This is a genomic window from Cochlodiniinecator piscidefendens, from assembly GCF_011326755.1.
GTDB classification, from domain to species: domain Bacteria; phylum Pseudomonadota; class Alphaproteobacteria; order Rhodobacterales; family Rhodobacteraceae; genus Cochlodiniinecator; species Cochlodiniinecator piscidefendens.
On sequence record NZ_JAAOIE010000003.1, the window covers coordinates 155,944 to 182,623 of the forward strand.

Consider the following 26,680-nt stretch of genomic DNA (forward strand, 5'->3'; position numbering starts at 1 on the left):
GGAGGATAACACGTGACACAAAAGTCATCGACACGCGGTGAGCTAAATTCGATACCAAAACTCTTGGCGCGCAATGCTGTCGAGTTTGGGTCTGCTCCTGCATATCGCGAAAAAGAATACGGTATTTGGCAAAGCTGGAGCTGGTCTGAGGCCGCTGAGGAAATTCAATCCATGGCGTTGGGGTTTCTCGCGCTTGGAATGGAAAAGGGGGATTTCGTTGCGATCATTGGTCGTAACCGGCCGGCGCATTACTGGGCGATGGTTGCAGCTCAGAAGGTCGGTGCGATACCTGTACCGTTGTATCAGGACGCCGTCGCTGATGAAATGGCTTATGTCCTAGATCATTGCGGAGCGCGCTTTGTGGTGTGCGGTGATCAAGAACAAGTCGACAAGGTCATTGAAGTGCAAGATCGTGTTTCGTGCATCGAACACCTTATGTATCACGATAACCGCGGTATGCGTAAATATGATCACAGCCGAATGAACGCATTGGCTGACGTCCAAGCCGAAGGACGTGCAGCACATCATCGGTTCGAAGAAGAACTAAGCACCCGCGAAGCTGCGCAAGGCTGGGATGACACTTGTGTCATGCTCTACACCTCAGGAACAACGGGGCGGCCCAAAGGCGTGGTGTTGTCTAACCGCAATATTGTGGTCACTGCACAAAACTCATCTGATTTTGACAATTTGCGCAGTGACGAAGAAATCTTGGCCTACCTACCTATGGCATGGGTTGGTGATTTTATCTTTTCGCTTGGGCAGGCGTATTGGAATGGTTTCTGCGTCAACTGTCCTGAAAGCCCCGAAACGATGATGACGGACTTAAAAGAAATTGCGCCGTCTTATTATTTCGCTCCGCCGCGTATTTTTGAAACACAATTGACTCAGGTGATGATCCGGATGGAGGACGCGGGCCAGTTTAAACAAAAGATGTTTAAATATTTCATGGATCATGCACGAAACGTCGGGCCAAAGATTTTAGACGGCGAAAGCGTGTCTGGTTTGGATCGCCTGAAATATAAGTTAGGTGAGCTTTGTACCTACGGACCATTGAAGAACTCTATGGGATTTTCGAAAGTGCGCGTCGGTTACACAGCTGGCGAAGCAATCGGTCCAGAGCTTTTTGATTTTTACCGCTCGCTTGGGATTAATCTAAAGCAACTATATGGCCAGACCGAAGCGGGCGTGTTCATTGCTCAGCAGCCGGATGGCGAAGTGCGCTCTGATACAGTTGGAGTACCGAGCCCGGGGGTTGAGATCAAAATCGCCGACAACGGCGAAATTTTCTACCGTAGTCCTGGCGCATTTGTTGAGTATTACAAAAACCCAGAAAGTACCGCGGATACCAAAGATGCAGAAGGTTGGGTCGCGACAGGGGATGCTGGGTTTTTCGAAGAAAACTCTGGCCATTTACGTATAATCGATCGTGCCAAAGACGTGGGCCAAATGGCAAGCGGCAGTCTGTTTGCCCCTAAGTATGTTGAGAATAAGCTAAAGTTCTACCCCAACATTCTAGAAGCTGTGGTGTTTGGAAATGGGCGGGACATGTGTACCGCATTTATCAATATTGATCTGACGGCTGTTGGGAACTGGGCCGAACGAAACAACATTGCTTATGCTTCTTATCAGGAACTCGCGGGCCATCCTGAGGTCTATTCAACGATCCAAAGTCACGTCGAAGAGGTCAATAAATCTGTTGCCGAAGATCCGATGTTGTCTGGCTGTCAGATACATCGGTTTCTCATCTTACACAAAGAACTTGATGCAGATGATGGGGAAATGACACGGACAAGAAAAGTGCGCCGAAAAATCGTAGAGGAAAAATTCTCTGATCTATTGGTAGGGCTCTATGACGGTTCAAAAACCATCTACACAGAAACCGAAGTCACCTACGAAGATGGTCGCAAAGGCGCAATTTCTGCAACGCTTGAGTTGCGCGATGCAGCGGTGAAACAAGTTTCTCCTAAAATGGCAGCAGAATGATGAATGATATGACCCACGATGGATATGTCACCGAAGACGGCCGCCAAATTGGTGGGGTGATGATGGAAATGAAAAACATCACTTTGCGGTTTGGTGGTGTTGTAGCGATCAAAGATATTTCCTTTGATATTCGCGAAGGTGAAATTCGCGCGATTATTGGCCCAAACGGGGCAGGTAAATCGTCAATGCTGAATGTGATCAGTGGGTTTTACACCCCGTCTGAAGGCGAAGTTTGGTATCAAGGGGCAACTCGCCCGATGATGAAACCTTATGAAATCGCGCGCCAAGGCGTTGCGCGTACTTTCCAGAATATCGCGTTGTTCGAAGGGATGACCGTACTGGACAACGTTATGACGGGTCGGTTGACAAAGATGAAATCCGGACTGCTCAGCCAAGCGATGTGGTGGGGCAAAGCCCAAGCCGAAGAAATCGTTAATCGAGAGCAAGTCGAAAAGGTTATCGACTTTTTGGAAATTCAAAACATTAGAAAAACACCGGTAGGGCGTTTGCCGTATGGCCTAAAGAAACGTGTTGAATTGGCACGAGCTTTGGCGGCTGAACCGAAGCTTTTGTTGTTGGATGAACCCATGGCAGGAATGAATGTCGAGGAAAAAGAAGACATGTCGCGCTTCATCCTTGATGTGAATGATGAATTTGGCACCACCATCGCGCTGATCGAACACGACATGGGCGTTGTCATGGATCTTTCTGACCGTGTGGTTGTGATGGATTACGGCAAAAAAATTGGCGACGGCACACCGGAAGAGGTGCGCAACAACCAAGATGTAATTGATGCCTACCTTGGCGTAGCGCATTAAGCGGGGGAAAGAAATGGAATTCCTAAGTAAGATATTCGTCGATCCCTTCGTGGACATGGTCGCCTATCCAGATTTCTTTTTGCAGGTTTTGTGGGAAGGTTTGGTTTCTGGGATACTTTATTCTCTCATCGCGCTGGGCTTCGTTCTCATTTTCCGCTCAAGCCGGATTTTTAACTTCGCTCAAGGTATCATGGTTGTTTTCGCGGCCCTGACATTGGTCGGCTTACATGAAATGGGCGTTCCGGCATGGGTGTCCGTTGCATTGACGCTTGTCGTCATGTTTGGGCTCGCCTTTACAATCGAACGCGTGGTTTTGCGCCCGCTTGTGGGGCAGCCAGACATTATTCTGTTTATGGCAACGATCGGGATCACATTGTTTCTGATTGGGTTTGGTGAATTGATCTTTGGCGGCGAAACCAAGGTGATGATCACTGAGCAGCTGGGCATCCCCACCGGACGTATGCGCCTAGATGTGTTTGACGGCTATATCTCGCTCGAAGAAAAAGACCTTACTGCAGTCGCCGCAGCGGGCACTTTGGTGGTTGGACTTCTGATTTTCCTTAACAAAACTCGTATGGGCCGCGCTATTCGCGCCTTGGGCGATGACCACCAAGCAGCTTTGTCTGTTGGGATTTCATTGCAAACGATCTGGGTGTTGGTGTGGTTCGTTGCAGGCATTATCGCACTTGTAACCGGGATCGCATGGGGCGCACGGGCGAACGTGTCATTCGCACTTGAAATCATAGCTTATAAGGCGTTGCCAGTGCTGATGCTCGGCGGGTTGGAGTCTATTTCCGGTGCTATCATCGGCGGTCTCGCAATCGGCCTATTGGAAAAACTGTTTGAGCTTTACTGGGGCCAGCCTTTGCTGGGGGGTAACACTGAAACGTGGTTTGCCTACGTCCTTGCGCTCATTGTGCTGCTGTTCCGTCCTCAAGGCCTTTTTGGCGAAAAAATCATCGAACGGGTGTAAGAAATGCTTTATCGGACCGCAGGCCAATTCAAGACCTCGTACAAAAAAGATCAGGCGCTTTTCCCTGTTAGGCAAGATGCCACATTGCTGGCGCTTATCCTCGGGCTGGCATGGATTGTATTTCCCTTTATGGCGAGCGAATTCGCCTTTCAAACATTACTTATCCCAGTGCTTGTTTATTCGCTGGCGGCTCTTGGGTTGAATATTTTGACCGGTTTTGCGGGGCAACTTAGTCTTGGAACCGGTGCATTCATGGGGGTCGGGGCTTATGCCTGCTATAAGATGATCACCATCTTTCCTGAGATGAATTTGATCGTTGCGGTTTTGCTCTCAGGCTTCTTCTCTTCCATAGTTGGTGTTGCTTTTGGCTTGCCCTCACTGCGGATCAAAGGGTTCTACCTCGCGATCGCGACCTTAGCCGCACAGTTTTTCCTTGTTTGGATGTTTGAAAAGGTTGGCTGGCTTTATAATTATTCCAATACAGGCGCTATTCAGGTCCCAAATATCGATATGTTCGGGGTGGCTGTTGCGGGGCCTCTGGCATCATCCGTAACCAAATATTACTTTGTGCTGTTCATTGTCACAGTGGTTACGGTTGTAATGATCAACCTCACACGAGGCACACAAGGTCGTATTTGGAAAGCAACACGCGACATGGATATTGCGGCTGAGTTGATCGGCATCAACTTGCTAAAATCTAAACTCACAGCCTTTGCCGTATCGTCTTATGTCGTTGGAGTTTCAGGGGCGCTGTTTGTGTTCCTTTGGCGCGGGGCAGCTGAACCGAACCTCTTTGATATTTCGCTAAGCTTTCGTGTGTTGTTTATTGCGATCATTGGTGGGCTCGGCTCAATTATGGGTAATTTTTTGGGCGCGATCCTGATTGTGGCTCTACCTGTCGTACTCAATATTTTGCCGGAATTGTTTGGCATTGAGATCGCTTCAGCAACTGTAGAACATCTGAATATTATGATTATCGGATCGTTGATTATCTTTTTCTTAATCATTGAGCCGCACGGCTTAGCGCGCCTTTGGGCGCTGATCCGTGAGAAACTTATTATATGGCCGTTCCCGCATTAATGCGGGGCCGACCCAAGAGACAAAAAGCCAAAAGAAGAACGATTTCCATGGGAGGAAAAAGATGAATAAGTTTGTGAAAATTGCAGCAGCAACCGCGATAGCGATGTCTGGTGCAACCGCTGTTATGGCGCAGGACGAAGGATTGTATATCCCCAATCTTTCATATCGTACTGGCCCATTTGCCTCTACCGGTATTCCGCTTATGAATGGTCAGCGTGATTACGTTGCTATGCTGAACGCGCGTGATGGCGGGTTGAATGGTGTGCATCTCGAATTTGACGAATGCGAAACCGGCTATTCCACTGAAAAAGGCGTTGAATGCTATGAGGCGACCAAAGACCAAGCGATCGTAACGCAGCCTTGGTCAACCGGTATTACACTTCAGGTTCTGCCACGCACAAACGTGGACGAAATCCCAATCCTTGCGCCAGGGTACGGCTTTTCCGCCATGGGCGATGGCTCTGTTTTCCAGTGGGGCTTTAACATGCCTTCCTCTTACTGGGATGGCGCATCTATGATCTTGAATGAGATTTCAGGTGGGGATCTGTCATCACTTGCAGGTCAAAAAATTGCGTTCCTGCATCTGGATCACCCTTATGGTAAAGAGCCGCTTCCGTTCTTAGAAGCTATGGCCGAAGCAAACGGGTTTGAGCTTTTGCCAATCCCCGTGGGCCTGTCTGAAATGCAAAACCAAGCCTCGCAGTGGTTGCAAATCCGCCGTGAACGTCCCGACTACGTCGTGATGTGGGGTTGGGGCGCGATGAACGCGGGTGCGATTTCAGAAGCTGTTAAAACCGGCTACCCAATGGATCAATTTGTTGGCGTTTGGTGGTCTGGTCATGATGCTGATTTGGCTGCTGTTGGCGCTGATGGTACAGGGTACCGTTCAATCAGCTGGTCTGCTCCTCAGCCTGATGCACCTGTGATGGCAGCTGTGCGTGAACATGTGTTCGAAGCTGGCAACTCCTTGGCCTCGGAAGAAGAGCTAAACTCTGTTTTCTATCAGCGTGGTTTGGTTATTTCGATGATCCTGACCGAAGGTATTGCTGCAGCTCAGGACCATTTTGGGTCGGCTACAATTGACGCAGCGCAACTGCGTTGGGGTTTGGAAAACGTTAATATCACTGATGAACGTCTCGCTGAGTTGGGCATGTCCGGGATGGTCGCGCCATTCGCTACATCCTGTTCTGACCACACAGGTCATTCAGGTGGCTGGATGCTGCGTTGGGATGGTGATTCATTTGAAGTTGATTCTGATCACTTGTCTCCTGACAGCGAAACCATTCGTGCGCTTGAAGTGTCGGCAGCTGCTGAATACGCGGCGGCCAATGCACCTTGGCCCACAGCTTCCTGCGAATAATCGCGGATCGAAATGGGTTCCGGCAAGTGTTTTGCCGGAACCTTTACTGACTAATTCTATGGGACAATGACCATGTTCGACGCCGCCAAGACCGAAGAAACGCTTCTCGAGGTCAATAATATCGAGGTGATCTATAACCACGTGATCCTTGTTCTCAAAGGCGTGAGCCTCTCTGTCCCGAAAGGCGGGATTACCGCGTTATTGGGCGGGAACGGCGCGGGTAAAACCACGACACTTAAGGCGATTTCAAACCTTCTGCATTCAGAACGCGGTGAAGTAACCAAAGGTGCGATTTCTTACAAAGGCGCTGAGATTCAAGATTTGAATCCCGCTGAGTTGGTTCGCAAGGGCGTCATCCAAGTGATGGAAGGCCGCCACTGTTTTGAACACTTATCAATCGAGGACAACCTTCTGTCAGGTGCATATACCCGGCGCGATGGTAAGGGCGCGATCGAAGCCGATCTTGAGATGGTTTACAACTATTTCCCCCGTCTAAAAGAACGTCGCAAATCCCAAGCGGGATACACATCCGGAGGGGAGCAGCAAATGTGCGCAATTGGGCGGGCTTTGATGTCTCGACCGGAGTGCATTTTGCTCGATGAACCATCAATGGGTTTGGCACCGCAGTTGGTTGAGCAAATTTTTGAGATTGTAAAATCTGTGAACGAAGGGGAAGGCGTTACATTCCTTTTGGCTGAACAAAACACCAACGTCGCCCTACGGTTTGCGCATTACGGATACATTTTAGAATCTGGTCGTGTGGTGATGGATGGCCTTGCTGCTGATCTACGCGAAAACCCAGATGTAAAAGAGTTTTACCTTGGTATGTCAGATGACGGGCGCAAAAGCTTTCGTGATGTACGATCTTATCGCCGCCGCAAGCGGTGGTTGAGTTAAGGGTCGAGGAACTGATATGACCTATTTTGATACACTAGAATGCCGTTCGGCGGACGAACGCGAAGCATCCCAGTTGGAGGCGTTGCAAACACAAATTCGCCACGCTCGTGCTGTAGAAGGGGCTTGTCAGCTTCGAGGTCCGGATCTCTCGACACTATCTGACTTGGCGCAGTATCCGGTTCTTCGGAAATCAGACCTTAGTAAATGGCAGGCAGAAAATCCACCTTTCGGAGGCTTTGGAGTAAAGAAGCCGGCCCATATTTTTCAATCCCCAGGCCCGATTTATGAGCCGGGCGGTGTTAGTCACGATTGGTGGCGCATGGGGCGGTTTTTACATGCCTGTGGTATCGGCGAAGATGATATTGTGCAAAACTGTTTTGGCTACCATCTAACGCCAGCTGGAATGATCTTTGAAAATGGTGCTCGCGCTGTGGGTGCCTCGGTATTGCCCGCGGGTACTGGGCAAACTGAGCTACAAGTGCGCGCGGCCAAAGATATCGGAACCACGGCCTATGCCGGGACGCCAGATTATCTAAAGGTGATTTTGGATCATGCTGATTCCTCGGGAACCGAATTGAAGATAACTAAAGCTGCTGTTGGGGGCGGAGCGCTATTCCCATCACTGCGACAGGAATATGCAGATCGCGGGATTGCATGTCTTCAATGCTATGCGACGGCTGATCTGGGAAATATCGCATATGAGACATCGGCGATGGATGGGATGATTATTGATGAAGGTGTGATCGTTGAAATCGTAACGCCCGGTACTGGTATCCCGGTCCCGCCCGGTGAAGTTGGCGAAGTTGTGGTGACGACCCTGAATCCCGACTATCCGCTCATCCGATTTGCGACAGGTGATTTATCCGCAGTTTTACCGGGGCAAAGCGCTTGTGGACGTACGAACATGCGTATCAAGGGGTGGATGGGGCGTGCCGACCAAACAACCAAAATCAAAGGTATGTTTGTGAGGCCTGAACAGGTTGCCGATTTTGTTGCCCAAAATGGGCAGGTTCAAAAAGCACGTGTCATTGCACGACGTGAGGGCGAAATGGATATGATGACGGTGCAGGTCGAAGCGAGCGAGGCCAATACTGAAACGCTTGAGGCCAGTGTGGTGCAACTATTAAAGTTGAAGGGCAAGATTGAGTTTGTCGCTCCGGGTGGTTTGCCAAATGACGGGAAGGTCATCGACGATCAACGCACCTATGATTAATCCCCAAGTCCAGTGAGTGGGCGAACTTTATGCGCTGGTCTTTCGAGGCTGGCGCATTTTTTTGTCAAAATATTTTAATAGGCACAAAAAAACCGCCTCGAAAGGCGGCTTTTTCGTATTATGCTCTGACGCTAATTAGCCTTGACGGGCTTTAAAGCGAGGTTGTGTTTTGTTGATCACATAAACACGACCTTTACGGCGAACAACGCGGCAATCGCGATGACGGTTCTTGAGCGAACGGAGCGAGTTCCGGACTTTCATAGCCTTCTCCTCATGTCGCGGCGCGCGGGCGCCTGGGTTAACTTTATAGCCCCCTCATGGGGAAGTCAGATGGTGGGCGATACAAGGATCGAACTTGTGACCCCTTCGATGTCAACGAAGTGCTCTACCGCTGAGCTAATCGCCCAATCTGACCTACTTAGCCCTAAGTCCCTAATAAAAGGAACGCGGAAAGGGCCGCGTCTGTGAGGGGTTCTATAAAAGGAGTCGAAGAAGGGATCAAGGGCTTTTGACAGTTTCATTTTCGATTATAGTCAAGAAAAGCAATTGGTGAATGTTTATGCGCGCTTATGAGATTCTGGAACCTGCCAAAAGAACCACTTCAGTGGTGTTTGCATCGCCGCATAGTGGGCGCAACTACCCATGGACGTTCAAAAGGCGTTCAGTGTTGAATGAGCTGGCTTTGCGTTCTTCTGAAGATGCCTTTGTCGATTTGCTTTTTGATTCTGCGCCCAAATGCGGTGCTGTTTTTTTAACCGCGACTGCGCCTCGGGCATATTTGGATTTGAATCGCGCTGAAGAAGAACTTGATCCCGCATTGATCGAGGGCGCCTCTCGTAACATCATAAACCCGCGCATCGCTTCTGGGCTTGGTGTGATTCCCCGAGTTGTTGCAAACAGCCGCGCAATTTACCGGGGAAAGCTGTCGATGTCCGAAGTGAAGGACAGAATAGAAACAATCTGGCGACCCTATCACGCTGCATTAGAGGGCGTGTTGCAGGATAATTTGCGGCAATTTGGAAAAGCAATTTTGATTGATTGCCATTCAATGCCGCATGAGGCCATCAGTATGCGCAATAAATCCGTTCGTTACACGCCTGAGGTGGTGCTTGGTGATCGATATGGTGCGGCAGCGGGTGAGGAATTGATGGACCGGGTTGAACAAATTTTTCAACATGCCGGATTGCAGGTTGCGCGAAACACGCCTTTCGCTGGTGCTTATGTTAGCCAGCATTACGGGCGCCCTCACAAAAGGCAGCATGCAATTCAGATCGAAATTGATCGGGCTTTGTATCTGAATGAGGAAAAGATTGAACCGAACGAAAATTTTGGAGATTTCCGTCAATTGATGCGGCGTGTTACGGAAGAAATCGCTGAAATGGGCCGCGGGGCCAGCGTACCTTTGGCGGCAGAATAGCTATCGAAGTGATCTTCCTTTACTGATCGCGCCTTTGCCAAACTTCTGCCGAATAGAATCTGCTGCGCGTTCGACGTCTGCACGTTTCGCTGCATCTGGATCCAGTAGATCGCCGGAGCGGTCGGCATTGTCGGCGGGAATAAGGTCGCTTATTCCAACGCCGATCAAACGAAATGCACTGTCTTCGGATACTTGTTTCATGAGATCACGGGCGGTGCGATAAATTTTGTCAGTCATTTGCGTCGCGTCGCGCAGACTAATGCGCCGGGATAAGGCGGTAAAGTTGGCACGCTTTAGCTTTAACGTCACAACGCGTCCGGCAATGTCACGGGCCTTGGCCACATCCGAAACCTGTTCAGACAGTCGCCAGATGTACCCATCCAGAACAGCGCGATCTGTGATGTCGTCGGAAAAGGTGGTTTCTTTTGAGATGCTTTTTACAGGCGTGTTTGCAGAGACGCGTCTTTTATCTTGGCCACGTGCCAAATGCCAAAGCCGAAACCCCATCGGGCCAAATCGCGCGATCAGGTCGTCTTGATCCCATCGTAGCAAATCGGAAAACGTGCGTATGCCGGCTTTCTCCAAACTCTCTTGGGCTGCTGGGCCAATTCCCCAAATCAATCGCACGGGTTTGTTCTCTAGAAAATCGGCTGTGTCGTGTGCACCGATAATCGAAAAACCTCGCGGTTTATCAAGATCTGATGCGACTTTGGCGAGGAACTTATTGTGACTCAAGCCAATTGACCCGGTGATGCCTATTTCGTCTTTCATGCGTTTAACAAGCCGGGCCAACATAACAGCTGGCGGTGCACCGTGTAGTTTTTGGGTGCCGCCCAGATCCATAAACGCTTCATCAAGAGAGAGGGGTTCAACATCTGGGGTGAGTTCATCCATCATCGCCCGAACTTGCTTTGACACTTCAACATAGGCGCTCATGCGAGGGGGAAGAACGACGGCTTCGGGGCATTTCTTTAGGGCTTGAAACATAGGCATAGCTGACCGGACGCCTTTTAGGCGCGCAATATAGCAAGCAGTTGAAACCACCCCACGTTTACCACCGCCGATAATGAGGGGTTTGTCTTGCAGTTCAGGGTTGTCTCGTTTTTCAACCGAAGCATAAAAGGCGTCACAATCCATATGCGCGATAGTCAGCGACATCAGTTCCGGATGTGACAAAACACGCGGACTGCGGCAGTGCGGGCAACGCACGGCAGGCAAGGTTTCTTTAAGACAATCGCGGCATAGGCTTGGCATTGTGCTAAAATACGTTGCAACGTGCTAAGAGACAATCCATCAGGGGGATAGCAAGACCAGTTTTCAACTTGTGCGCCTTTAAAGGTCAAGCCATGAGGCCTAAATGAAGAGTATAAAACCAGAAAGTGATAATATGACTTTAGAACAATTGATTGATACCATCCTCAACGGGAATCTCGTCCTGTTGCTTTTGGCTGCTTTTATTATTATCAGCATCTTTCTCGGGGTGCGCATTGTGCCGCAATCCGAAAAGTTTGTGGTCGAACGCTTTGGCCGACTCCGTTCTGTTCTTGGGCCAGGGATCAACTTTGTGATCCCGTTTTTGGACCGCGTACGCCATAAAATTTCAGTACTTGAGCGCCAGCTGCCAACAGCGCATCAGGATGCAATCACCTCTGACAATGTTCTGGTTCAGGTTGAAACCAGTGTTTTCTACCGCATTATCGAGCCAGAAAAGACAGTTTACCGAATTCGCGATGTGGATGCCGCAATCGCCACAACTGTCGCAGGTATCGTGCGTTCAGGTATCGGTGAAATGGAACTGGATGAGGTTCAATCAAACCGCCAGCATCTGATTTCTCGGATCAAAACCCAAGTTGCTGACGCCGTGGATGATTGGGGAATCGAAGTTACACGTGCTGAAATTTTGGACGTTAATCTGGATCAGGCTACACGCGATGCAATGTTGCAGCAATTGAACGCTGAACGTGCCCGTCGCGCCCAAGTCACCGAAGCCGAAGGCACCAAACGCGCTGTTGAGCTAAACGCTGAAGCAGAGTTGTATGCAGCGGAACAATTGGCCAAAGCGCGACGCATCGGCGCTGACGCTGAGGCTTATGCAACGCAGGTTGTTGCGGCGGCTATTAAGGAAAATGGTATCGAAGCAGCACAGTATCAGGTTGCGCTTAAGCAAGTCGAAGCCCTGGTTGCTGTTGGGCAAGGTGAAGGTAAACAAACCGTATTGCTTCCGGCAAACGCTCTTGATGTATTTGGGGATGCGTTCAAAATGCTGAAGGGAGGAAAATAATGCTTTGGACTCTTTGGTGGGTTTGGGCGGCGGCGGCGCTCGTACTCGGAATACTTGAAATATTGATACCGGGAACAATCCTATTGGGATTTGCAATTGGGGCAGGGGTCGTGGCGATCCTGTTCGCGTTCGGAGTGCCTTTGACGCTTCCGGTTACACTGGTTGTTTTTGCTGTAGCCTCATTGATCGCGTGGATCATTGTCCGGCGTATTGTCGGGGTCAATCGAACTCAGGTCAAAGTTTGGGATACCGATATTAACGACTGATATGAAAATGGCGGGGAAGGCCCCGCCATTACATTGTTAGTGATTGGGTTGTGCTGCTTGCGGTGATTTCAGTTCAGCCAAAATTGCCTCAGCGGCGGTACGAGGGTTCTCTGCCTGCCATATAGGGCGGCCCACCACGATATGATCCACGCCATCACGGATAGCATTTGCGGGGGTTGCGACGCGTTTTTGATCGCCTAGATCAGCCCCAGCCGGGCGTACACCGGGGGTGACGATCAATTTTCCTTCGGCTTCAGGCAGAGCACGAATGAGAGCCGCCTCTTGCGGAGAGGCTATGACACCATCAGCGCCGGCGTGAAAGGCGTTGCCAGCGCGTTCTAGAACCAAATCTTTCACGGCCCCTTCTTTGATAAGAGCGCCATCCAGATCCGCACGTTCGAGTGATGTCAAAATAGTAACGGCTAGGATTTTCAGACCCTTATCGCCTTTGCCTTCTTGGGCGGCACGAACAACATAGGGGTCACCGTGCACGGTGAGAAAATCCAAATCAAACTGTGCCAACCCACGCACCGCATTTTCCACGGTTGCGCCGATGTCGAACAATTTCATATCGAGGAAAATTTTCTTACCTAGTTCAGCCTTAAGCTCATTTGCGAGCGCTAAGCCGCCGCCGGTCAACATCCCGAGGCCGATTTTATAAAATGAAACCGCATCCCCCAATTCTTGCGCGAGTTTCAGTCCAGCAATGGCATTGGGTACATCCATGGCGACGATCAAGCGGTCATCAGCAAGCGACATCAGCATATCCTTTGAAGTGGAGGTCGCTGCGGTTTAACGATGAATTGTAAAAAGGGCAAGTTGGCAGCGTTATGACGCCATGAGTTTTGAGGTAACAATCAGTGTTGTTTGCCCTGATCTATATTCCGGCATGCGCTGTAATTGGCGCAGACCTTCGGCCTCCAGCGCGTAATGATCGGCCTTAGGATCATTGGTGAGTGGAACATTGCACATAAACCCGGTTCTTGATCCGTCCGAAAAGCAAAAACACACGTGCCCGTGCAACCGAGACGGCAACGTTTGTGTGATTTCGATTTGGATAGTTTCAACGATATGCTGCATACTAAAACCTACTCATACTTGGTTATTGCTAATTTAGTGTGTCGTTCGGTTGTGTATCAGGGGGAAATTCACTGGAAATTTAGCATGGGCGGATTTTCACACAGTTAGGACTTGAACTCTTTCGCTAACCCACCAAATTATTGAGTAAGGTTTCCAATGCACTGTGCCTAAGATTGGGCAGTGACGACGGGAACGCTTTGATAGGAGAACGATGATGGACATGGAAAAGTTCACAGAGCGGTCGCGCGGCTTTTTGCAAGCGGCCCAAACCATTGCGCAGCGTGAAAACCACCAACGCCTCAGCCCTGAGCATCTGCTCAAAGCGTTGTTAGATGATGAGCAAGGACTTGCGAGCAACCTGATTAAACGGGCAGGGGGCGAGCCTGCGCGTGTGGTCGAGGCTACTGATCTCGCATTGAGCAAAATACCACAAGTGAGTGGGGATTCTGCGCAGATTTACTTGGATGGGCAAACCTCCAAAGTATTGGGTGAAGCAGAAAAACTGGCCAAAAAAGCTGGGGATAGCTTTGTTCCCGTTGAGCGGTTGTTGACTGCCCTTGCAGTGGTGAAATCCAAAGCAAAAGATGCCTTGGATGCTGGAGGGCTGAGTGCGCAAAAATTGAATGGTGCGATTAATGATATTCGTAAAGGGCGCACCGCCGATACCGCGAGTGCGGAAGAAGGCTATGACGCGTTGAAAAAATATGCGCGCGACCTGACGGAGGCCGCCGAAGAAGGCAAAATTGATCCGATTATTGGTCGCGACGAAGAAATTCGCCGTGCAATGCAGGTCTTGTCGCGCAGGACAAAAAATAATCCTGTTCTCATTGGTGAACCTGGCGTGGGTAAGACAGCGATCGCTGAGGGCTTGGCGCTGCGCATTGTGAACGGTGATGTGCCAGAATCTTTGCATAACAAAAAATTGCTTTCACTTGATATGGGCGCGCTTATTGCTGGCGCAAAATATCGCGGCGAGTTCGAAGAACGCCTGAAAGCTGTGCTGAACGAAGTGACCGCTGCTGCGGGTGAAATCGTTCTGTTTATAGACGAAATGCATACGCTTGTCGGGGCTGGCAAAGCAGATGGCGCGATGGATGCGTCAAACCTTCTGAAGCCTGCCCTTGCGCGGGGTGAATTGCATTGTGTTGGGGCTACAACGCTGGACGAATACCGTAAGCACGTTGAAAAAGACGCAGCTCTAGCGCGCCGTTTCCAACCGGTTGTGGTCGAAGAGCCGACAGTCGAAGATACGGTTTCCATCTTGCGTGGCATTAAAGAAAAATATGAACTTCACCATGGGGTGCGGATCAGCGACTCCGCCTTAGTGTCGGCTGCTACGCTAAGCCATCGTTATATTACGGATCGCTTTTTGCCAGATAAGGCTATTGACCTGATGGATGAGGCCGCGTCGCGTTTGCGCATGGAAGTCGACAGCAAACCAGAAGAGCTGGACGCTTTGGATCGTGATATTTTGCAAAAGCAGATCGAGGCCGAAGCGCTGCGGCTTGAGGATGACGATGCATCTAAAGACCGGTTGCAAAAACTTGAAAAGGATCTAGCCGAACTGATGGAGCGCTCGGCCGAAATGACGGCGCAGTGGCAGTCAGAACGCGACAAGCTTGCGAATGCGCGAGATGTAAAAGAAAAACTTGAACGTGCGCGCGCCGACCTCGATATCGCCAAACGCGAAGGTAATCTCGCACGTGCAGGGGAGTTGTCCTACGGCGTGATCCCTGAGCTGGAGAAACAACTGTCCGAAGCGGAAAAGATCGAAGATGCCAAAATGGTCTCTGAGGCTGTGCGTCCTGAGCAAATAGCTCAGGTGGTTGAGCGCTGGACTGGTATTCCGACCTCTCGGATGCTGGAGGGTGAACGCGAGAAGCTCTTGCGCATGGAAGACGAACTGGGCAAACGTGTTATAGGGCAGCAATCGCCGGTGCGTGCACTATCCAATGCTGTAAGACGCGCACGCGCTGGGCTGAACGACGAAAACCGTCCTTTGGGTAGTTTTTTATTCCTTGGGCCAACAGGCGTAGGGAAGACGGAGCTAACCAAAGCCGTTGCGGAGTTCCTGTTTGATGATGACGGCGCGATGGTGCGCATCGATATGTCTGAGTTCATGGAAAAGCATGCAGTGTCGCGATTGATTGGCGCGCCTCCGGGGTACGTTGGATATGACGAAGGCGGAGTTTTAACCGAGGCCGTGCGGCGTCGGCCCTATCAGGTTGTCTTATTCGATGAAGTCGAGAAAGCGCATCCTGATGTGTTCAATGTTTTGTTGCAGGTCTTGGATGATGGTCAGTTGACCGATGGTCAGGGGCGCACGGTAGATTTTAAACAAACGTTGATCATTCTGACGTCCAACTTGGGGGCGCAATCCTTAAGCCAATTGCCTGAGGGTGCAGATGTAGCTGATGCAAAACGCGATGTTATGGATGCTGTTCGTGCCCATTTCAGACCTGAGTTTCTGAACCGCTTGGATGAAACGATTATCTTTGATCGTCTCAGTCGTCCAGATATGGATGGCATCGTGACAATCCAGTTGAACCGTTTGGCGAAACGTTTGGCGGGGCGCAACATTGAGTTGCAACTAGATGAAAGCGCGATGACCTGGCTCGCGGATGAAGGATACGATCCGGTTTTTGGGGCGCGTCCACTGAAGCGCGTGATCCAGCGGGCTCTTCAAGATCGGCTTGCTGAAATGATCTTGTCTGGCGAAGTGATGGACGGGGATCTAATCCCCGTGCATGCGGGGGCCGACGGTTTGATCGTAGGGGATCGCGTTTCTGCCTCGGATCGCAAACCACCTGAAGAAGCGGTCATTCATTAAAGATAAAGGCCCGTCCAGATTGCTGGGCGGGCCTTTTGTGACTTAGACGCGGGCTGCTGAACGGTTCCGCTGCTTTAGCTTTATTCGCGCGATCAACAAGACACCGACAATGGCCAAATAAATCAACGGTTCGATCTGCCAGCCTTTGACAACCATGACATAGTGAATTGCCGCTGCCGGAGCCGCCAGATAAGTAAGCTTGTGTAGCTTACGCCAACTCATAGCGCCCATTTTTTTGACGGATGTATTGTTTGATGTCAAAGCCAAAGGTGCCATGATTAAAAAGCCAAACATACCAATTGTGATGTAGGGGCGTTTGAAAATATCGGTCAAAATTTCCCCCCATAGCAATTGGATATCAAGAACCAACCAAACCAATAAATGTGCCAGAACGTAAAAGAAGGCTAACACTCCAATAGCGCGGCGGAATTTCAAAAGGTTTATGCCTGTCCAATTGCGCAATGGGGTAATCACGATCCCGCCTACGATAAATTGCAGGCCAACTTTTCCGAACTCGTGTTCGAGAACTTTGACGGGATCGACACCTAATTGGTAGGTGAACAATTGAATAAGAAGCCAAACAAACGGGGCAAAACCCAGTAAATACACGACCCATACGGGTATGGCACGGCAAAGCCCGTTACATGTTTGGCTCACTTGTTGCATTTAGAAATTCTCCGACAGGTCCATGCCATCATACATGCTGGCGACATATTGTTCGTATCCGTTAAACATTTGGGTTGGTTGACGGGTCGCGAAAAAGCCACCGCCAATACGGCGCTCGCTTGCTTGGCTCCAGCGGGGGTGGCTGACTTCGGGGTTTACGTTGCTGTAGAACCCATATTCACGTGCATTTTGCATGTTCCAGCTGGTTTCTGGTTCTTCCTCAGTCAGGGAAATTTTAACAATGGATTTGATGGATTTAAATCCGTATTTCCAAGGCACAACCAAACGCATCGGAGCACCGTTCTGTTTTGGTAATTCTTCGCCATAAAGGCCCGTTGCCATGATGGTGAGTGGGTTCATCGCTTCGTCTAAACGCAGTCCCTCGCGGTATGGCCATTCCAAAATATCATAGTTTTGCCATAGCATTTCATCCGGACGTACCAAAGTTTCAAACGCTACATATTTCGCTGAGGATTGTACGCCCACACGTTCCAAAAGTTGGCGCAGTTCAAACCCATTCCATGGTACGACCATTGACCAAGCTTCTACGCAGCGGAAACGGTAGATACGTTCCTCGATTGTCACCTGAGATAAAATATCATTCAGGTCATACATGCCCGGATTATCAACCAACCCGTCGATTTCAACAGTCCACGGTGAGGTGGTCAACCGATATGCATGTTCGGCTGGTTCGTCTTTTCCCGTGCCGAATTCGTAAAAGTTGTTGTAGCTCGATATTTCCTCAAGCGTATTGGGTTCTTCATCCGTTGAGTATATGCTTGCAGGGGCGTTGGCTGATGCCATAGTCGCGCCTCCTATTGAGCCAATCCCCATGGCGGCGGCACCCTTCATCAATTGACGGCGATTCAAAAAATCTGCCTTCGGTGTGACATCGGCCCACGTGAGGTCTGGCTTAAAACGCATATCTCTTTCTCCTTTGTTGTGCTGATCCTGAATTAAGTCCTCAGTCTTTCCAAGCCAAACAAACTTATCTCACGAACTTGTGGGTTCTTGTAACGTGCATGTTCTGAAACTTTGGTTATTCACCTCATTTTTAAGCAGGTTTCTCGCGAACCTGTGATGGCAAGGCGTATTTTGGGGCTACCAAGACGTTTTGCTTCGGTTATGGTTTTGAGAGATTTAACAGGAGCATGTCATGCCGACCCAATTTCAAAAAGCTGAACAGTTTTCTGCACTTCATGTCAAAGGCAGTCCGGTCATTCTGTACAATATATGGGATGTTGGCAGTGCAAATGCGGTTATAAGCGCGGGTGCCAAAGCTTTGGCAACTGGCAGCATGCCTGTGGCGCTTGCCCATGGGTTTACGGATGGCGAAAAGATCCCGCTTTCTGCGGCTTTATCCAATGCGAAACGGATCGTCGATGCAACTGAATTGCCCGTCACCATGGATTTGGAGGGGGGATACGGCGTTGAACCCGAAAAAGTTGCTGATGCCGTGACGCAGGCTTTGGCGACAGGCGTTGTGGGGTTTAACTTTGAAGATCAAATCGTGGGTGGCGAAGGGCTACACCCGGTTAACCTTCAGGTCACGCGTATCCAAGCCGCACGAAGGGCGGCTGAGGCGGCAAATATTCCGGCGTTTATCAATGCGCGTACCGATATTTTTTTGAAGGAAAAGCCAGAGGACCACACAAGTTCGATGTTGGAAGAGGCAATCGTTCGGGCAAAAGCATTCGAAGATGCAGGGGCAAGCGGTTTCTTCGCCCCAGGCCTAAAGGACGAAGCTATGATTGAAAGGTTGTGTTCGGCAATCGAATTGCCGGTGAACATTATTGCGCTTCCGGGGGCGCCCGAAAACGCGCGCCTCGCTGAGTTAGGTGTTGCGCGTATCAGTTATGGTCCTGTTCCTTATCGCGGGATGATGGCTTGGCTTGAGCAACAAGCATCAAACGCCCTAAATAGCCTTTAATGATATTACAAACCAAGGCTCTTGCCTTGGTTTAATATTTCCCGCAAAAGCGCCTACAGGCGCGACCCACTTAGGGGCGCTGTGTTGACCTTTGTGAGGAACGAAAATGACGAAATTTTTTGCATTCTGTGTTTTACTGATGTCTTTGGCATCACCGGCTGTGGCGCATGTGTCCCCTGATCACAGCAATCCGTTTATGGTTGGTTTCACCCATCCATTGCTCGGGCCCGATCATGTGTTGGTGATGATAGCGGTTGGACTATGGGCTGCGATTCTGGGGCAAAAAGCACTTTGGGTGCTCCCAACGGTATTTGTTGTCGCAATGATCGGCGGTTTTCTTACATCGCTTGCGGGAATGCCATTACCCTTTGTAGAGCCAATTATCGTGCTTTCAATCATTGCCATTGGCGGAATTGTTGCTTTGTCAGTGAATGTATCGATTGAAACTGCTGGGTTTATTGTCGCTGCTATCGCAATCTTTCATGGGCATGCCCACGGTTCAGAAATTGGGTCCGCTGCGGTGCTTCCGTTTGGAGCAGGATTCGCTTTAGCAACGATGCTTTTGCATATTGCTGGTTTATGTTTTGCACTAGGATTATTTGCAGTCACGCGGATGCATCAAGGGATGGCAATTACACGCTTATTGGGTGGTGTTACCGCCGCTGTTGGGGTGTGGTTCGCCATGTAGCTAAGTCGCTGCATAATCGGATGTAAGCGCGAGTAAAATCAATTCAGCAGAGCTGGGAAGGTAACCAGCTCTTGCTAAAGCTTAGCTTATATTTTGAGGTGATTGATTTAACCAAATATCGAATATCAAAATTTTGGTTGAATGGTGGACAAGAAGCGCCAGGACTAGAACCACAAGACGGCCCGTCTGTACTGGAAGAATTAGAACGCTGGGAAGCGGTGTTAGCGGGCGATAAAACGATAGTGCGCTGCCTTCGTAAGTTGGTAAATGAAGATCATGATCCCCAGTTTTCTTCGCAACCATCTAAGATGCGGGGACCACGTCCATGAGCCGTCCTGCACCCTTTTCACTGCGATTGACTGAGGACGAACGTCAGCGTTTAGAAACACAGGCGGGTGGAATGCCCCTTGCGTCTTATATCAAATCAGTGGTTTTTGCGGAGGATGCACCGAAACATCGGGCGCGGCGCAGACCTCCGGTGGCCGAGCAACAATTGCTCGCGGAGGTGTTGGCGCGGTTGGGACAAACACAACATGCAAACAATCTCAATCAGATCGCGAAGCATCTCAATCAGGGCACGTTGATGATTGATCCGGAATTGGAAGTGGATCTGAACCGCGCCTTTGCAGAAATCGCTTGGATGCGGGTGACGTTGATGCAGGCGTTGGAGAAATTATCATGATCCTCAAGGGCTCTCAACGGGCTGGTGCACGGGATTTGTCGGATCACCTGATGAATGAGCGCGACAATGACCATGTGGAATTGCTCGATATGCGAGGCTTCATGGCGGATGATTTGCATGGCGCGTTGGATGAAGCGCATGCGATTTCCAAAGCGACCCAAGACCTCTGAGCTTGAGGCGTCTTAGGCTGTCAATGATCGTTCAAAACTGGCCCGGTATGTGCATTTAAAATTGACCCACCTTTTATGAGGCAAAGCCAGCAGGCGAGATACCCTCAAATAGCGAGCTCGTCTGCTGGCTTTGCTTGCGCTGCGGTTTATTGTTTCCGGGTCTTTTTGCTCTGAGCGAACCGATAGGACGTGTTTCCGGTTTCGATAATCGAGCAATGATGCGTGACACGATCCAAAAGCGCGGTTGGCATCTTTGCATCGCCAAAGACGGAGACCCATTCACCGAACTCCATGCAATTGATAACGGTGTCTGCGCGAGGATAGCTTGGTGCGTTGAGAAAATGGTGCTGCCAACCAAGTTGGCTGACAGCACCGTATGCATCGCAATTGCGATGCGGGGAGGAACTGTCAATTCAGTCTTCTTTGATCACGCCAGCGGCTTCGAAGCCGCCGTCAACAGCAAGGCTTACACCTGTAATGTATCCAGATTGTGGCAAGGCAAGATAGACAGCAGCAGCGGCCACTTCTTCGGGTGTCCCGTAACGATCCATGGGAATGCCCGCCAGATACGCCCGACGGGTTTCCTCATCATGCATCTTTTTGACTAGAGCTGTCTCAATGCCGCCCGGTGCAAGCGCGTTTACGGTCACTCCGCGCTTGGCCCATTCCATCGACATCACACGCATCATCGCCGCAACACCACCTTTTGATGCTCCATAGGCTGTTCGGCCTGTGCCGCCGCGGATACCGGCGATGGAGGACATGGCAACGATCCGGCCATAGCCGTTTTTAACCATCTCGCGCCCCGCCGCTTGCATTACTAGAAAGCTGCCGGTCAAATTGATACCAATAATCCGATCCCAGTTTTCTCGTGTTGTGTCGAGCGCATGCTGTTCCAGGCCAATTCCGGCAAAGTGCATCAGGATTTCTACAGATCCGAACGCTTCCAGAGTTTTGTTGACCAAAGCATTAACGCTGTCCGCATCTGCAACATTTGTCTCGACGAAAACTGCCTTTGTTCCAGCTTCGTTGATCGACTTGGCTACGGCGTTTCCTGCTTCTGCATTCAAGTCGGCAATCACGATATTGGCGCCGAGCTTCGACAACATCTCTACTGTCGCCAATCCGATACCACTTGCCCCGCCTGTGACAATTGCTGTGTGCCCTTTGAGTGTGAACATGAACCGCTCTCCTATTTAATGACGTTGAGTTCGCGACCTACTTTGGCAAACGCAGCAATTGCACGGTCTAGTTCTTCAATGCTGTGTGCTGCTGACATTTGAGTCCGAATACGATCTTGTTCCTGCGGTACAACCGGGAAGGAGAAGGCTGCGACGTAAACACCTTCTTCGCGCAGTAGCGCGGCAAAGTCCTGAGCCAGTTTTGGATCGCGTAGCATCAAAGGGATAATGGGATGCTCTCCGGGAAGTAGCTCAAACCCTAGCTTTGTCATTTCGGTGCGGAAGTGAGAGGTGTTGCGCCACAGAGTATCCCTCAGCTCCGACGAGTTGCTCAGCAGGTCGAGTACCTTGATACTAGTTTTGGTAATTACCGGCGCAAGCGTGTTGGAGAACAGGTAGGGGCGGGATCGCTGCCGCAACCAATCAACGATCTCTTGGCTGGCGGCAACGTAGCCACCTGACGCGCCGCCAAGCGCTTTGCCAAGGGTGCCTGTCAGAATATCTACACGGTCCATGACATCGCAATACTCGTGCGTACCGCGACCGTTTTCACCGATGAAACCGACAGCATGGCTGTCATCTACCATCACCATTGCATCATATTTTTCCGCCAGATCACAGACGCCGTTCAGATCCGCAATGTAACCATCCATGGAGAACACACCATCTGTCGCGATCAGGCGGTAGCGGCAGTCTTGGCTTGCCTGAAGCTGCTCTTCAAGATGAGCCAAATCACGGTTGCGATAGCGCATTCGCATCGCCTTGCAGAGCCGCACGCCGTCAATGATGGATGCGTGGTTCAAGGAATCCGAAATGATCGCATCCTCATGGGAGAGGAGGGTCTCAAAAAGGCCGGTGTTTGCGTCAAAGCAGCTTGGAAACAAGATAGTGTCGTCCATTCCAAGGAATGAGCTTAGCCGGTTTTCCAGTTCTTTATGCGGTGTCTGGGTTCCGCAGATGAAGCGAACAGAAGACATGCCAAACCCGAACGCACCGATTGCATCCTGAGCTGTCGTCACCAGTTCAGGGTGGTTTGACAAACCCAGATAGTTGTTTGCACAGAGGTTGATATAGTCTTTTCCGTTTTCCAGTTGCACCACTCCTTTTTGAGCGGATGCAATAGGTTGTTCAACTTTGAAGAGACCATCGGATTTCAAACCGTCTAGGCGTTCAGCGAGATCCCGTTTGAAACGTTGTGCAGCCAGTTTTTTGGACATGGTTGGTTTCCTTAGTAGCCCAACACATAGTTGGGGAGTGCAAGAGAAATTTCTGGAATGTAGGTCGTTAGGATCAGGGTTGGAATCCAGGCGAAGGCGATCATGATCAGTGTCGGTTTCATCATCGAACTGACGGATGTGCCGCCAACCCGTGCGCCTAGATATAAGAGCGGTGCGGTCGGAGGAGTGATGTTGCCCATGCCAAGGTTCACGCCGATAATTGCGGCAAACTGAACGGGATCAATTCCAAGATCTCGAACCATCGGTAGCATTAGCGGGGACGCCAATAGAACACCAGACACGTCATCCATAAGCATACCGATCATTACGAGAACGACGTTGATCATGAGCAGGATAACAATCGGATTTTCCGATATCGAGAAAATGAACTGCTGCGCCAGCCCCGGAATATCTTCGAACACTAGCAAGCGGCTTACGATCATGACCATGAAGAACATGACCATCACCGCACCGATGGTGGTGCCGGATTCGACTACGGCGTCTTTGAATGTATGCCAGTTCAAACCACGATAAACCCAAAACCCAATGGGGATAGAGTATAGAACACCGATAGCTGCCGCCTCTGTTGGCGTCATGACGCCGCCGTATATCCCACCGAGAATAATCACGGGCATCAGCAGGGCAGGTGTCGCGAAGAATGTGCGCTTACGCACTTCGACTACAAATGATTCTGGTGCTTCTTCTAATTCGATTTCCTTTCGGTTGCGCATCATGATGAAATTCACCAGGCACAGCAAACAAATCAGAATGATCCCCGGCACAACTGTAGCCAGAAAACACTTCAGCACAGACTGACGGGTTACCCACGCATAGATGATTTGAATCGAACTGGGCGGGATCAGCAGGCCGAGTGGCGCTGAGTGCGCGATCAAAGCTGCCGAAAATCCCTTAGGATAGTTCGCCCTGTGCAGACGCGGTAACATCACACCGCCAATACAGGTCAGTGTTGCCGCTGCTGAGCCCGAGATTGATCCGAATAGAGCGCTGGCCAAAACGGCTGCAGCGGAAAGTCCGCCCCGAATGCGGCCCAAAAACAAGGACGCGATTTCAACCAATGGCTCAGCCAGTTTGCCCCGGTTCATGATCGAACCGGACAGAATGAAAAGTGGAATCGCGAGAAGCACGATGTTGTTCATCCGCCAGTGACCGGATGAAATAAAGTTGGCGACATCAGTTTCGGCAACCCAGCCTAGATAAAGCAAAATTGCGCCAAATGCGAATGGCACCGGAAGTCCGATGACCAAAAGAATGCAAAGAAGCAGGAAGACAATAGCGAGAATCATATTAGTTCCCCTTCGCAGCGATATCTGATTTCATTTCACGAGCCTCGCGCAGATTTCTCACACCATTTACAAAGGCATGCAGCGCCATCAGGACGAATCCCATCACGATAAAGAACCGAGGTAGTGCCAGCGGAATTTTGTAGACGGGCGAAGTCGGAATGTTCGGCCAGCGTGCGAATTCGTTGATAAACATCTTAGAAGCGTACCAAGCGATCAGCGCCACAATCACCGCCTCAACAAGCTGAATAATGCCCTCGTATCTCTTCTTTGCCCGTTCGGTACGGATGTACTCCAGAAAAATGTCCGCCTTAATGTGCGTGTTTGTCCGTGAGGCAAGTGCTCCACCGATAAAATATAGGAGGAAGGCAACAGTCAGCACCCATTCCTCATAGGCGAAGAGGTCCGTTTCAAACACATATCTCATGAGCACCACCAGACAAAACACTGATGCCAGAAACAGGCAGCAGCAAAAGGCAATTGCCCGTTCTATTTTTCCTAGAATGTGCATTCTTTCTCCCCTTTATTCTTGGCGAAGCCCGCGTGCGGGCTTCGCCAAATGTCGAATCTGACGGTCAATTCAGATCTGACATAATTGCCTGAAGGATCTCACTTCCGAGATTTTCTTCTAAAACAGGCCAGACAGTCTCTCGAACATGTCCCGCAATTGAAGAAAGCTCTTCAGGTGAGATTTCGACCAATTCGACGCCAACTTCGCCTAACCGACCTAGATATTCCCTGTCGACGGTTTCGCTCAGCTCGAACGAGGCAGCGGATGCATCAGCGAAAGCTTCGGAGAGAACGGTCTGCTGCGCCTCTGAAAGCCCATCCCAAGTATTTTGGTTGATGTAGAAGGCCGTATTTTCGACGAAGGCGTTGTATGGAGTGAAATAGCTCACCGCATCGCCGAACACCGTATAGTTGGATTCGGCAGTTCCGCCGATAACACCCTCAATCACGCCTTGCTGGATGGCGGGGACAACATCCCCCCAATTCATCGTCGTGGTGTTGAAGCCCATCGCCTGTGCCGTCAGGCGGCCGACTTCAGCGCTCCACACACGAATGTTGAGATTTTTGTCACCTACTCCGCCGGCATCCTCAGGCGCGCTTGTAGAACCAACGCCAATGAAGCCTTCGGCATAGACACCCAGCAGCCTGAGACCCTGGGCGGCGATACGCTCTTCATAAATTTCGTAGAACGCCGAACCCTGCGAATAGACCTGTTCCATCTCAGCGTAGTTGCTGACCAGATATGGCAACGAGTTGATTTCCAAAATCGGGTCGTTGTGGCTGTAGATAAACGTGTGACCGATATCAATCACACCAGCAGCGGTGTCTTCGAAAACCACTTCGCCATTGCCAAGTTGGCCCGCAGGAAATAGCTGGATCTCAATACCTACGTCTGCGCTTTCGATCCGCTCAATAGTTTCCATCAGCACGCGCGTTGCATTGTGATCGATTGGATGCTGACCAGCGAGCCTGAGCCGTACTTCGTCAGCGAAGGCACTTGAAGCCCCGAATATAACAGCCGTAGCCATTGTGAATTTCAGAGTGGAAAAAAAGGTCATGAAGATCCTCCCATGTTGATTGAACAACCGCTTCTAAAGCGGCACTCAGGTTATCGAGGCTTTTCTGCGCCCCAGCAGTCCGACAGCGTGTAGCCCAGTGGGAACGGGTCGGTTGGATGGACGCCAAGCGTGTGGCGTCCATAAATCCAGCCACGGCCCGACACTGTCGGGCGGATGGCTTTGCGATCACCGCAAGTTGTCTCGTCTTTGATTTTGGCGATGAATTCGCCGTCGATAATCGATCGCGAAGACACTTCATCATTCAGCGAAATCTCTCCACGCTCCAGCATAACTGCAAGGCGTGCGGCAGTACCGGTTCCACATGGAGATCGATCTATGCGCCCGGGAAAAATGATCGTTGCATTGCGGATGCTGGTGCCTCGACCTGCTACAAACATTGGGTACTCAACCCGGTTAAAGCTGGGAATCTCGGGATGCTGCACCGATATCTGTTCTTGAGCTGCCGCGTTGATTTTCGCGCCGAGCTCGACCAAGTCTCGCGCTTCGTCCGGCTGGATGTTGTATCCAAGTTCCTCCGCGCGAACCAAAGCGAAGTAGCAACCGCCAAACGCAACATCGACGTTGATCACACCTAGGCCGGGAACTTCGAGAGGGTGATCCAGATGTTCGACAAAGCTGACAGGCATGTCGATCTGTACTCTTTCTACTTTTTTCCCGTTCCACTGTGCTGTGGCTTCGATCAGGCCGGCTGGGGTATCGAGTTTTACCAATGTCTCGGGCCCCTTGGGCTCTACGATCCCAGATTCCAGAAGGGCGGTAGTTACGCAGATCGTGTTGGAACCTGACATCGCGTGTGCGCCGTCGGCCTGCATAGGGAAAAATCCGATATCTGCACCTTTGCGGCAAGGCTGGGTGAGCAGATTGATTGTCATCTGAGACGCACCACGCGGTTCATACAGGCAAACCCGCATCAGACTGTCATCAACATCATTGATGTAGTTCATTTTGGCGACCATGGTGTCGCCGGGAATGTCTGGGGCACCACTTGTTATTACACGGCCAATTTCGCCTTCTGCATGCACACCCAGCAATTCAATTTCCTGGCCTAGCTCCATGTT

Annotated in this window: 27 protein-coding genes, 1 tRNA gene and 1 pseudogene; 15 read left to right on the forward strand and 14 right to left on the reverse strand. The window is 50.5% G+C overall.

The window, feature by feature from the left end:
• The first annotated feature begins 12 nt into the window (after positions 1-12).
• The 7 genes from G9C99_RS09600 to G9C99_RS09630 all read left to right on the forward strand — a co-directional run bounded on the left by G9C99_RS09600 (position 13) and on the right by G9C99_RS09630 (position 8,324).
• The gene (locus tag G9C99_RS09600) at positions 13-1,983 is read left to right on the forward strand and encodes an AMP-binding protein (protein WP_166417281.1); all 1,971 of its coding nucleotides are present in this window, start codon (positions 13-15) and stop codon (positions 1,981-1,983) included.
• The gene (locus G9C99_RS09605; RefSeq protein WP_166417632.1) at positions 1,983-2,801 is read left to right on the forward strand and encodes an ABC transporter ATP-binding protein; all 819 of its coding nucleotides are present in this window, start codon (positions 1,983-1,985) and stop codon (positions 2,799-2,801) included. The genes G9C99_RS09600 and G9C99_RS09605 overlap by 1 nt, the downstream gene beginning before the upstream one ends.
• Before the next feature lie 13 nt (positions 2,802-2,814).
• Positions 2,815-3,774 (forward strand): branched-chain amino acid ABC transporter permease, encoded by a 960-nt coding sequence (locus G9C99_RS09610; protein WP_166417282.1) that lies wholly within the window; start codon positions 2,815-2,817, stop codon positions 3,772-3,774.
• Between the two features lie 3 nt (positions 3,775-3,777).
• Positions 3,778-4,854 (forward strand): branched-chain amino acid ABC transporter permease, encoded by a 1,077-nt coding sequence (locus tag G9C99_RS09615; RefSeq protein ID WP_166417283.1) that lies wholly within the window; start codon positions 3,778-3,780, stop codon positions 4,852-4,854.
• Positions 4,855-4,915: 61 nt separating this feature from the next.
• Entirely contained in the window at positions 4,916-6,214 is a 1,299-nt protein-coding gene (locus tag G9C99_RS09620) for an ABC transporter substrate-binding protein (protein WP_166417284.1), read from the forward strand.
• 72 nt (positions 6,215-6,286) lie between these two features.
• Complete coding sequence (locus G9C99_RS09625) at positions 6,287-7,111, forward strand: ABC transporter ATP-binding protein (protein WP_166417285.1); 825 nt, start codon at positions 6,287-6,289, stop codon at positions 7,109-7,111.
• Positions 7,112-7,127: 16 nt separating this feature from the next.
• Entirely contained in the window at positions 7,128-8,324 is a 1,197-nt protein-coding gene (locus G9C99_RS09630; RefSeq protein WP_166417286.1) for a phenylacetate--CoA ligase family protein, read from the forward strand.
• Positions 8,325-8,459: 135 nt separating this feature from the next.
• Here the strand turns inward: G9C99_RS09630 and ykgO are convergent, their stop codons facing one another.
• Both ykgO and G9C99_RS09640 read right to left on the reverse strand, forming a co-directional pair.
• A complete protein-coding gene (ykgO, locus tag G9C99_RS09635; RefSeq protein WP_008282420.1) occupies positions 8,460-8,585 on the reverse strand; it encodes a type B 50S ribosomal protein L36 in 126 nt (41 codons plus the stop codon).
• A 70-nt stretch (positions 8,586-8,655) separates the two neighbouring features.
• Positions 8,656-8,730 (reverse strand) — tRNA-Val (locus tag G9C99_RS09640).
• Between the two features lie 147 nt (positions 8,731-8,877).
• Between G9C99_RS09640 and G9C99_RS09645 the strand changes: the two genes are divergently transcribed.
• Positions 8,878-9,741 (forward strand): N-formylglutamate amidohydrolase, encoded by an 864-nt coding sequence (locus G9C99_RS09645; protein WP_166417287.1) that lies wholly within the window; start codon positions 8,878-8,880, stop codon positions 9,739-9,741.
• Here G9C99_RS09645 and G9C99_RS09650 read toward each other — a convergent pair whose 3' ends face one another.
• Positions 9,742-10,995: a DNA polymerase IV gene (locus G9C99_RS09650; RefSeq protein ID WP_166417288.1), complete on the reverse strand. Its 1,254-nt coding sequence runs from the start codon at positions 10,993-10,995 to the stop codon at positions 9,742-9,744.
• A gap of 133 nt (positions 10,996-11,128) precedes the next feature.
• Here G9C99_RS09650 and G9C99_RS09655 point away from each other — a divergent pair, with 133 nt between their 5' ends.
• Positions 11,129-12,022, forward strand: coding sequence for an SPFH domain-containing protein (locus G9C99_RS09655; RefSeq protein WP_166417633.1), 894 nt, complete (start codon positions 11,129-11,131; stop codon positions 12,020-12,022).
• Positions 12,022-12,288: an NfeD family protein gene (locus tag G9C99_RS09660; RefSeq protein WP_166417289.1), complete on the forward strand. Its 267-nt coding sequence runs from the start codon at positions 12,022-12,024 to the stop codon at positions 12,286-12,288. Before G9C99_RS09655 ends, G9C99_RS09660 begins: the two co-directional genes overlap by 1 nt.
• Positions 12,289-12,324: 36 nt before the next feature.
• Here the strand turns inward: G9C99_RS09660 and pyrF are convergent, their stop codons facing one another.
• Together pyrF and G9C99_RS09670 are read right to left on the reverse strand one after the other, a co-directional pair.
• A complete protein-coding gene (pyrF, locus tag G9C99_RS09665; protein WP_166417290.1) occupies positions 12,325-13,053 on the reverse strand; it encodes an orotidine-5'-phosphate decarboxylase in 729 nt (242 codons plus the stop codon).
• A 63-nt stretch (positions 13,054-13,116) separates the two neighbouring features.
• Complete coding sequence (locus G9C99_RS09670; protein WP_166417291.1) at positions 13,117-13,368, reverse strand: hypothetical protein; 252 nt, start codon at positions 13,366-13,368, stop codon at positions 13,117-13,119.
• Positions 13,369-13,582: 214 nt separating this feature from the next.
• On the opposite strand from G9C99_RS09670, the gene clpB reads away from it, so the two are divergent.
• Positions 13,583-16,198: an ATP-dependent chaperone ClpB gene (gene clpB / locus G9C99_RS09675; RefSeq protein ID WP_166417292.1), complete on the forward strand. Its 2,616-nt coding sequence runs from the start codon at positions 13,583-13,585 to the stop codon at positions 16,196-16,198.
• 42 nt (positions 16,199-16,240) lie between these two features.
• Here clpB and msrQ read toward each other — a convergent pair whose 3' ends face one another.
• Both msrQ and msrP read right to left on the reverse strand, forming a co-directional pair.
• Positions 16,241-16,864 carry a protein-methionine-sulfoxide reductase heme-binding subunit MsrQ gene (msrQ, locus tag G9C99_RS09680; protein WP_166417293.1) on the reverse strand — a complete coding sequence of 208 codons (624 nt, stop codon included), beginning with the start codon at positions 16,862-16,864 and terminating at the stop codon, positions 16,241-16,243.
• Positions 16,865-17,788, reverse strand: a complete 924-nt coding sequence (gene msrP, locus G9C99_RS09685) for a protein-methionine-sulfoxide reductase catalytic subunit MsrP (RefSeq protein ID WP_166417294.1) — start codon at positions 17,786-17,788, stop codon at positions 16,865-16,867.
• A gap of 232 nt (positions 17,789-18,020) precedes the next feature.
• On the opposite strand from msrP, the gene G9C99_RS09690 reads away from it, so the two are divergent.
• The 4 genes from G9C99_RS09690 (at position 18,021) to G9C99_RS09705 (ending at position 20,334) form a co-directional block, all read left to right on the forward strand.
• Positions 18,021-18,794 carry an isocitrate lyase/PEP mutase family protein gene (locus G9C99_RS09690; protein WP_166417295.1) on the forward strand — a complete coding sequence of 258 codons (774 nt, stop codon included), beginning with the start codon at positions 18,021-18,023 and terminating at the stop codon, positions 18,792-18,794.
• A gap of 106 nt (positions 18,795-18,900) precedes the next feature.
• On the forward strand, positions 18,901-19,482 hold the full coding sequence (locus G9C99_RS09695) for a HupE/UreJ family protein (RefSeq protein ID WP_166417296.1): 582 nt from the start codon (positions 18,901-18,903) through the stop codon (positions 19,480-19,482).
• Positions 19,483-19,807: 325 nt separating this feature from the next.
• Positions 19,808-20,164 carry a MobC family plasmid mobilization relaxosome protein gene (locus G9C99_RS09700; protein WP_231704035.1) on the forward strand — a complete coding sequence of 119 codons (357 nt, stop codon included), beginning with the start codon at positions 19,808-19,810 and terminating at the stop codon, positions 20,162-20,164.
• Positions 20,161-20,334 (forward strand): hypothetical protein, encoded by a 174-nt coding sequence (locus G9C99_RS09705; protein ID WP_231704036.1) that lies wholly within the window; start codon positions 20,161-20,163, stop codon positions 20,332-20,334. Before G9C99_RS09700 ends, G9C99_RS09705 begins: the two co-directional genes overlap by 4 nt.
• A gap of 146 nt (positions 20,335-20,480) precedes the next feature.
• Here G9C99_RS09705 and G9C99_RS09710 read toward each other — a convergent pair.
• The 7 genes and pseudogenes from G9C99_RS09710 to G9C99_RS09740 form a co-directional block, all read right to left on the reverse strand.
• Positions 20,481-20,657: pseudogene (locus G9C99_RS09710) on the reverse strand (ATP-binding protein); the annotation flags it as partial.
• A gap of 90 nt (positions 20,658-20,747) precedes the next feature.
• Positions 20,748-21,515, reverse strand: a complete 768-nt coding sequence (locus tag G9C99_RS09715; RefSeq protein WP_166417297.1) for an SDR family NAD(P)-dependent oxidoreductase — start codon at positions 21,513-21,515, stop codon at positions 20,748-20,750.
• 11 nt (positions 21,516-21,526) lie between these two features.
• The gene (locus tag G9C99_RS09720) at positions 21,527-22,732 is read right to left on the reverse strand and encodes a glycine C-acetyltransferase (RefSeq protein WP_166417298.1); all 1,206 of its coding nucleotides are present in this window, start codon (positions 22,730-22,732) and stop codon (positions 21,527-21,529) included.
• Between the two features lie 11 nt (positions 22,733-22,743).
• Entirely contained in the window at positions 22,744-24,036 is a 1,293-nt protein-coding gene (locus G9C99_RS09725; protein WP_166417299.1) for a TRAP transporter large permease, read from the reverse strand.
• A 1-nt stretch (position 24,037) separates the two neighbouring features.
• Complete coding sequence (locus G9C99_RS09730) at positions 24,038-24,544, reverse strand: TRAP transporter small permease (protein ID WP_166417300.1); 507 nt, start codon at positions 24,542-24,544, stop codon at positions 24,038-24,040.
• Positions 24,545-24,608: 64 nt separating this feature from the next.
• The gene (gene dctP / locus G9C99_RS09735; protein ID WP_166417301.1) at positions 24,609-25,601 is read right to left on the reverse strand and encodes a TRAP transporter substrate-binding protein DctP; all 993 of its coding nucleotides are present in this window, start codon (positions 25,599-25,601) and stop codon (positions 24,609-24,611) included.
• A gap of 50 nt (positions 25,602-25,651) precedes the next feature.
• A complete protein-coding gene (locus tag G9C99_RS09740) occupies positions 25,652-26,677 on the reverse strand; it encodes a proline racemase family protein (RefSeq protein ID WP_166417302.1) in 1,026 nt (341 codons plus the stop codon).
• Positions 26,678-26,680: the final 3 nt, after the last annotated feature.

Coding starts and splice junctions, on each gene's coding strand:
- G9C99_RS09650 (WP_166417288.1), bottom strand. CDS start 10,995: ATGCCAAGCCTATGCCGCGATTGTCTTAAAGAAACCTTGCCTGCCGTG.
- G9C99_RS09610 (WP_166417282.1), top strand. CDS start 2,815: ATGGAATTCCTAAGTAAGATATTCGTCGATCCCTTCGTGGACATGGTC.
- G9C99_RS09740 (WP_166417302.1), bottom strand. CDS start 26,677: ATGGAGCTAGGCCAGGAAATTGAATTGCTGGGTGTGCATGCAGAAGGC.
- G9C99_RS09660 (WP_166417289.1), top strand. CDS start 12,022: ATGCTTTGGACTCTTTGGTGGGTTTGGGCGGCGGCGGCGCTCGTACTC.
- ykgO (WP_008282420.1), bottom strand. CDS start 8,585: ATGAAAGTCCGGAACTCGCTCCGTTCGCTCAAGAACCGTCATCGCGAT.
- clpB (WP_166417292.1), top strand. CDS start 13,583: ATGGACATGGAAAAGTTCACAGAGCGGTCGCGCGGCTTTTTGCAAGCG.
- msrP (WP_166417294.1), bottom strand. CDS start 17,788: ATGCGTTTTAAGCCAGACCTCACGTGGGCCGATGTCACACCGAAGGCA.
- G9C99_RS09645 (WP_166417287.1), top strand. CDS start 8,878: ATGTTTATGCGCGCTTATGAGATTCTGGAACCTGCCAAAAGAACCACT.
- dctP (WP_166417301.1), bottom strand. CDS start 25,601: ATGACCTTTTTTTCCACTCTGAAATTCACAATGGCTACGGCTGTTATA.
- G9C99_RS09605 (WP_166417632.1), top strand. CDS start 1,983: ATGAATGATATGACCCACGATGGATATGTCACCGAAGACGGCCGCCAA.
- G9C99_RS09705 (WP_231704036.1), top strand. CDS start 20,161: ATGATCCTCAAGGGCTCTCAACGGGCTGGTGCACGGGATTTGTCGGAT.
- G9C99_RS09690 (WP_166417295.1), top strand. CDS start 18,021: ATGCCGACCCAATTTCAAAAAGCTGAACAGTTTTCTGCACTTCATGTC.
- pyrF (WP_166417290.1), bottom strand. CDS start 13,053: ATGCTGATGTCGCTTGCTGATGACCGCTTGATCGTCGCCATGGATGTA.
- G9C99_RS09720 (WP_166417298.1), bottom strand. CDS start 22,732: ATGTCCAAAAAACTGGCTGCACAACGTTTCAAACGGGATCTCGCTGAA.
- G9C99_RS09620 (WP_166417284.1), top strand. CDS start 4,916: ATGAATAAGTTTGTGAAAATTGCAGCAGCAACCGCGATAGCGATGTCT.
- G9C99_RS09725 (WP_166417299.1), bottom strand. CDS start 24,036: ATGATTCTCGCTATTGTCTTCCTGCTTCTTTGCATTCTTTTGGTCATC.
- G9C99_RS09700 (WP_231704035.1), top strand. CDS start 19,808: ATGAGCCGTCCTGCACCCTTTTCACTGCGATTGACTGAGGACGAACGT.
- G9C99_RS09730 (WP_166417300.1), bottom strand. CDS start 24,544: ATGCACATTCTAGGAAAAATAGAACGGGCAATTGCCTTTTGCTGCTGC.
- G9C99_RS09615 (WP_166417283.1), top strand. CDS start 3,778: ATGCTTTATCGGACCGCAGGCCAATTCAAGACCTCGTACAAAAAAGAT.
- G9C99_RS09630 (WP_166417286.1), top strand. CDS start 7,128: ATGACCTATTTTGATACACTAGAATGCCGTTCGGCGGACGAACGCGAA.
- G9C99_RS09655 (WP_166417633.1), top strand. CDS start 11,129: ATGACTTTAGAACAATTGATTGATACCATCCTCAACGGGAATCTCGTC.
- G9C99_RS09670 (WP_166417291.1), bottom strand. CDS start 13,368: ATGCAGCATATCGTTGAAACTATCCAAATCGAAATCACACAAACGTTG.
- msrQ (WP_166417293.1), bottom strand. CDS start 16,864: ATGCAACAAGTGAGCCAAACATGTAACGGGCTTTGCCGTGCCATACCC.
- G9C99_RS09695 (WP_166417296.1), top strand. CDS start 18,901: ATGACGAAATTTTTTGCATTCTGTGTTTTACTGATGTCTTTGGCATCA.
- G9C99_RS09625 (WP_166417285.1), top strand. CDS start 6,287: ATGTTCGACGCCGCCAAGACCGAAGAAACGCTTCTCGAGGTCAATAAT.
- G9C99_RS09715 (WP_166417297.1), bottom strand. CDS start 21,515: ATGTTCACACTCAAAGGGCACACAGCAATTGTCACAGGCGGGGCAAGT.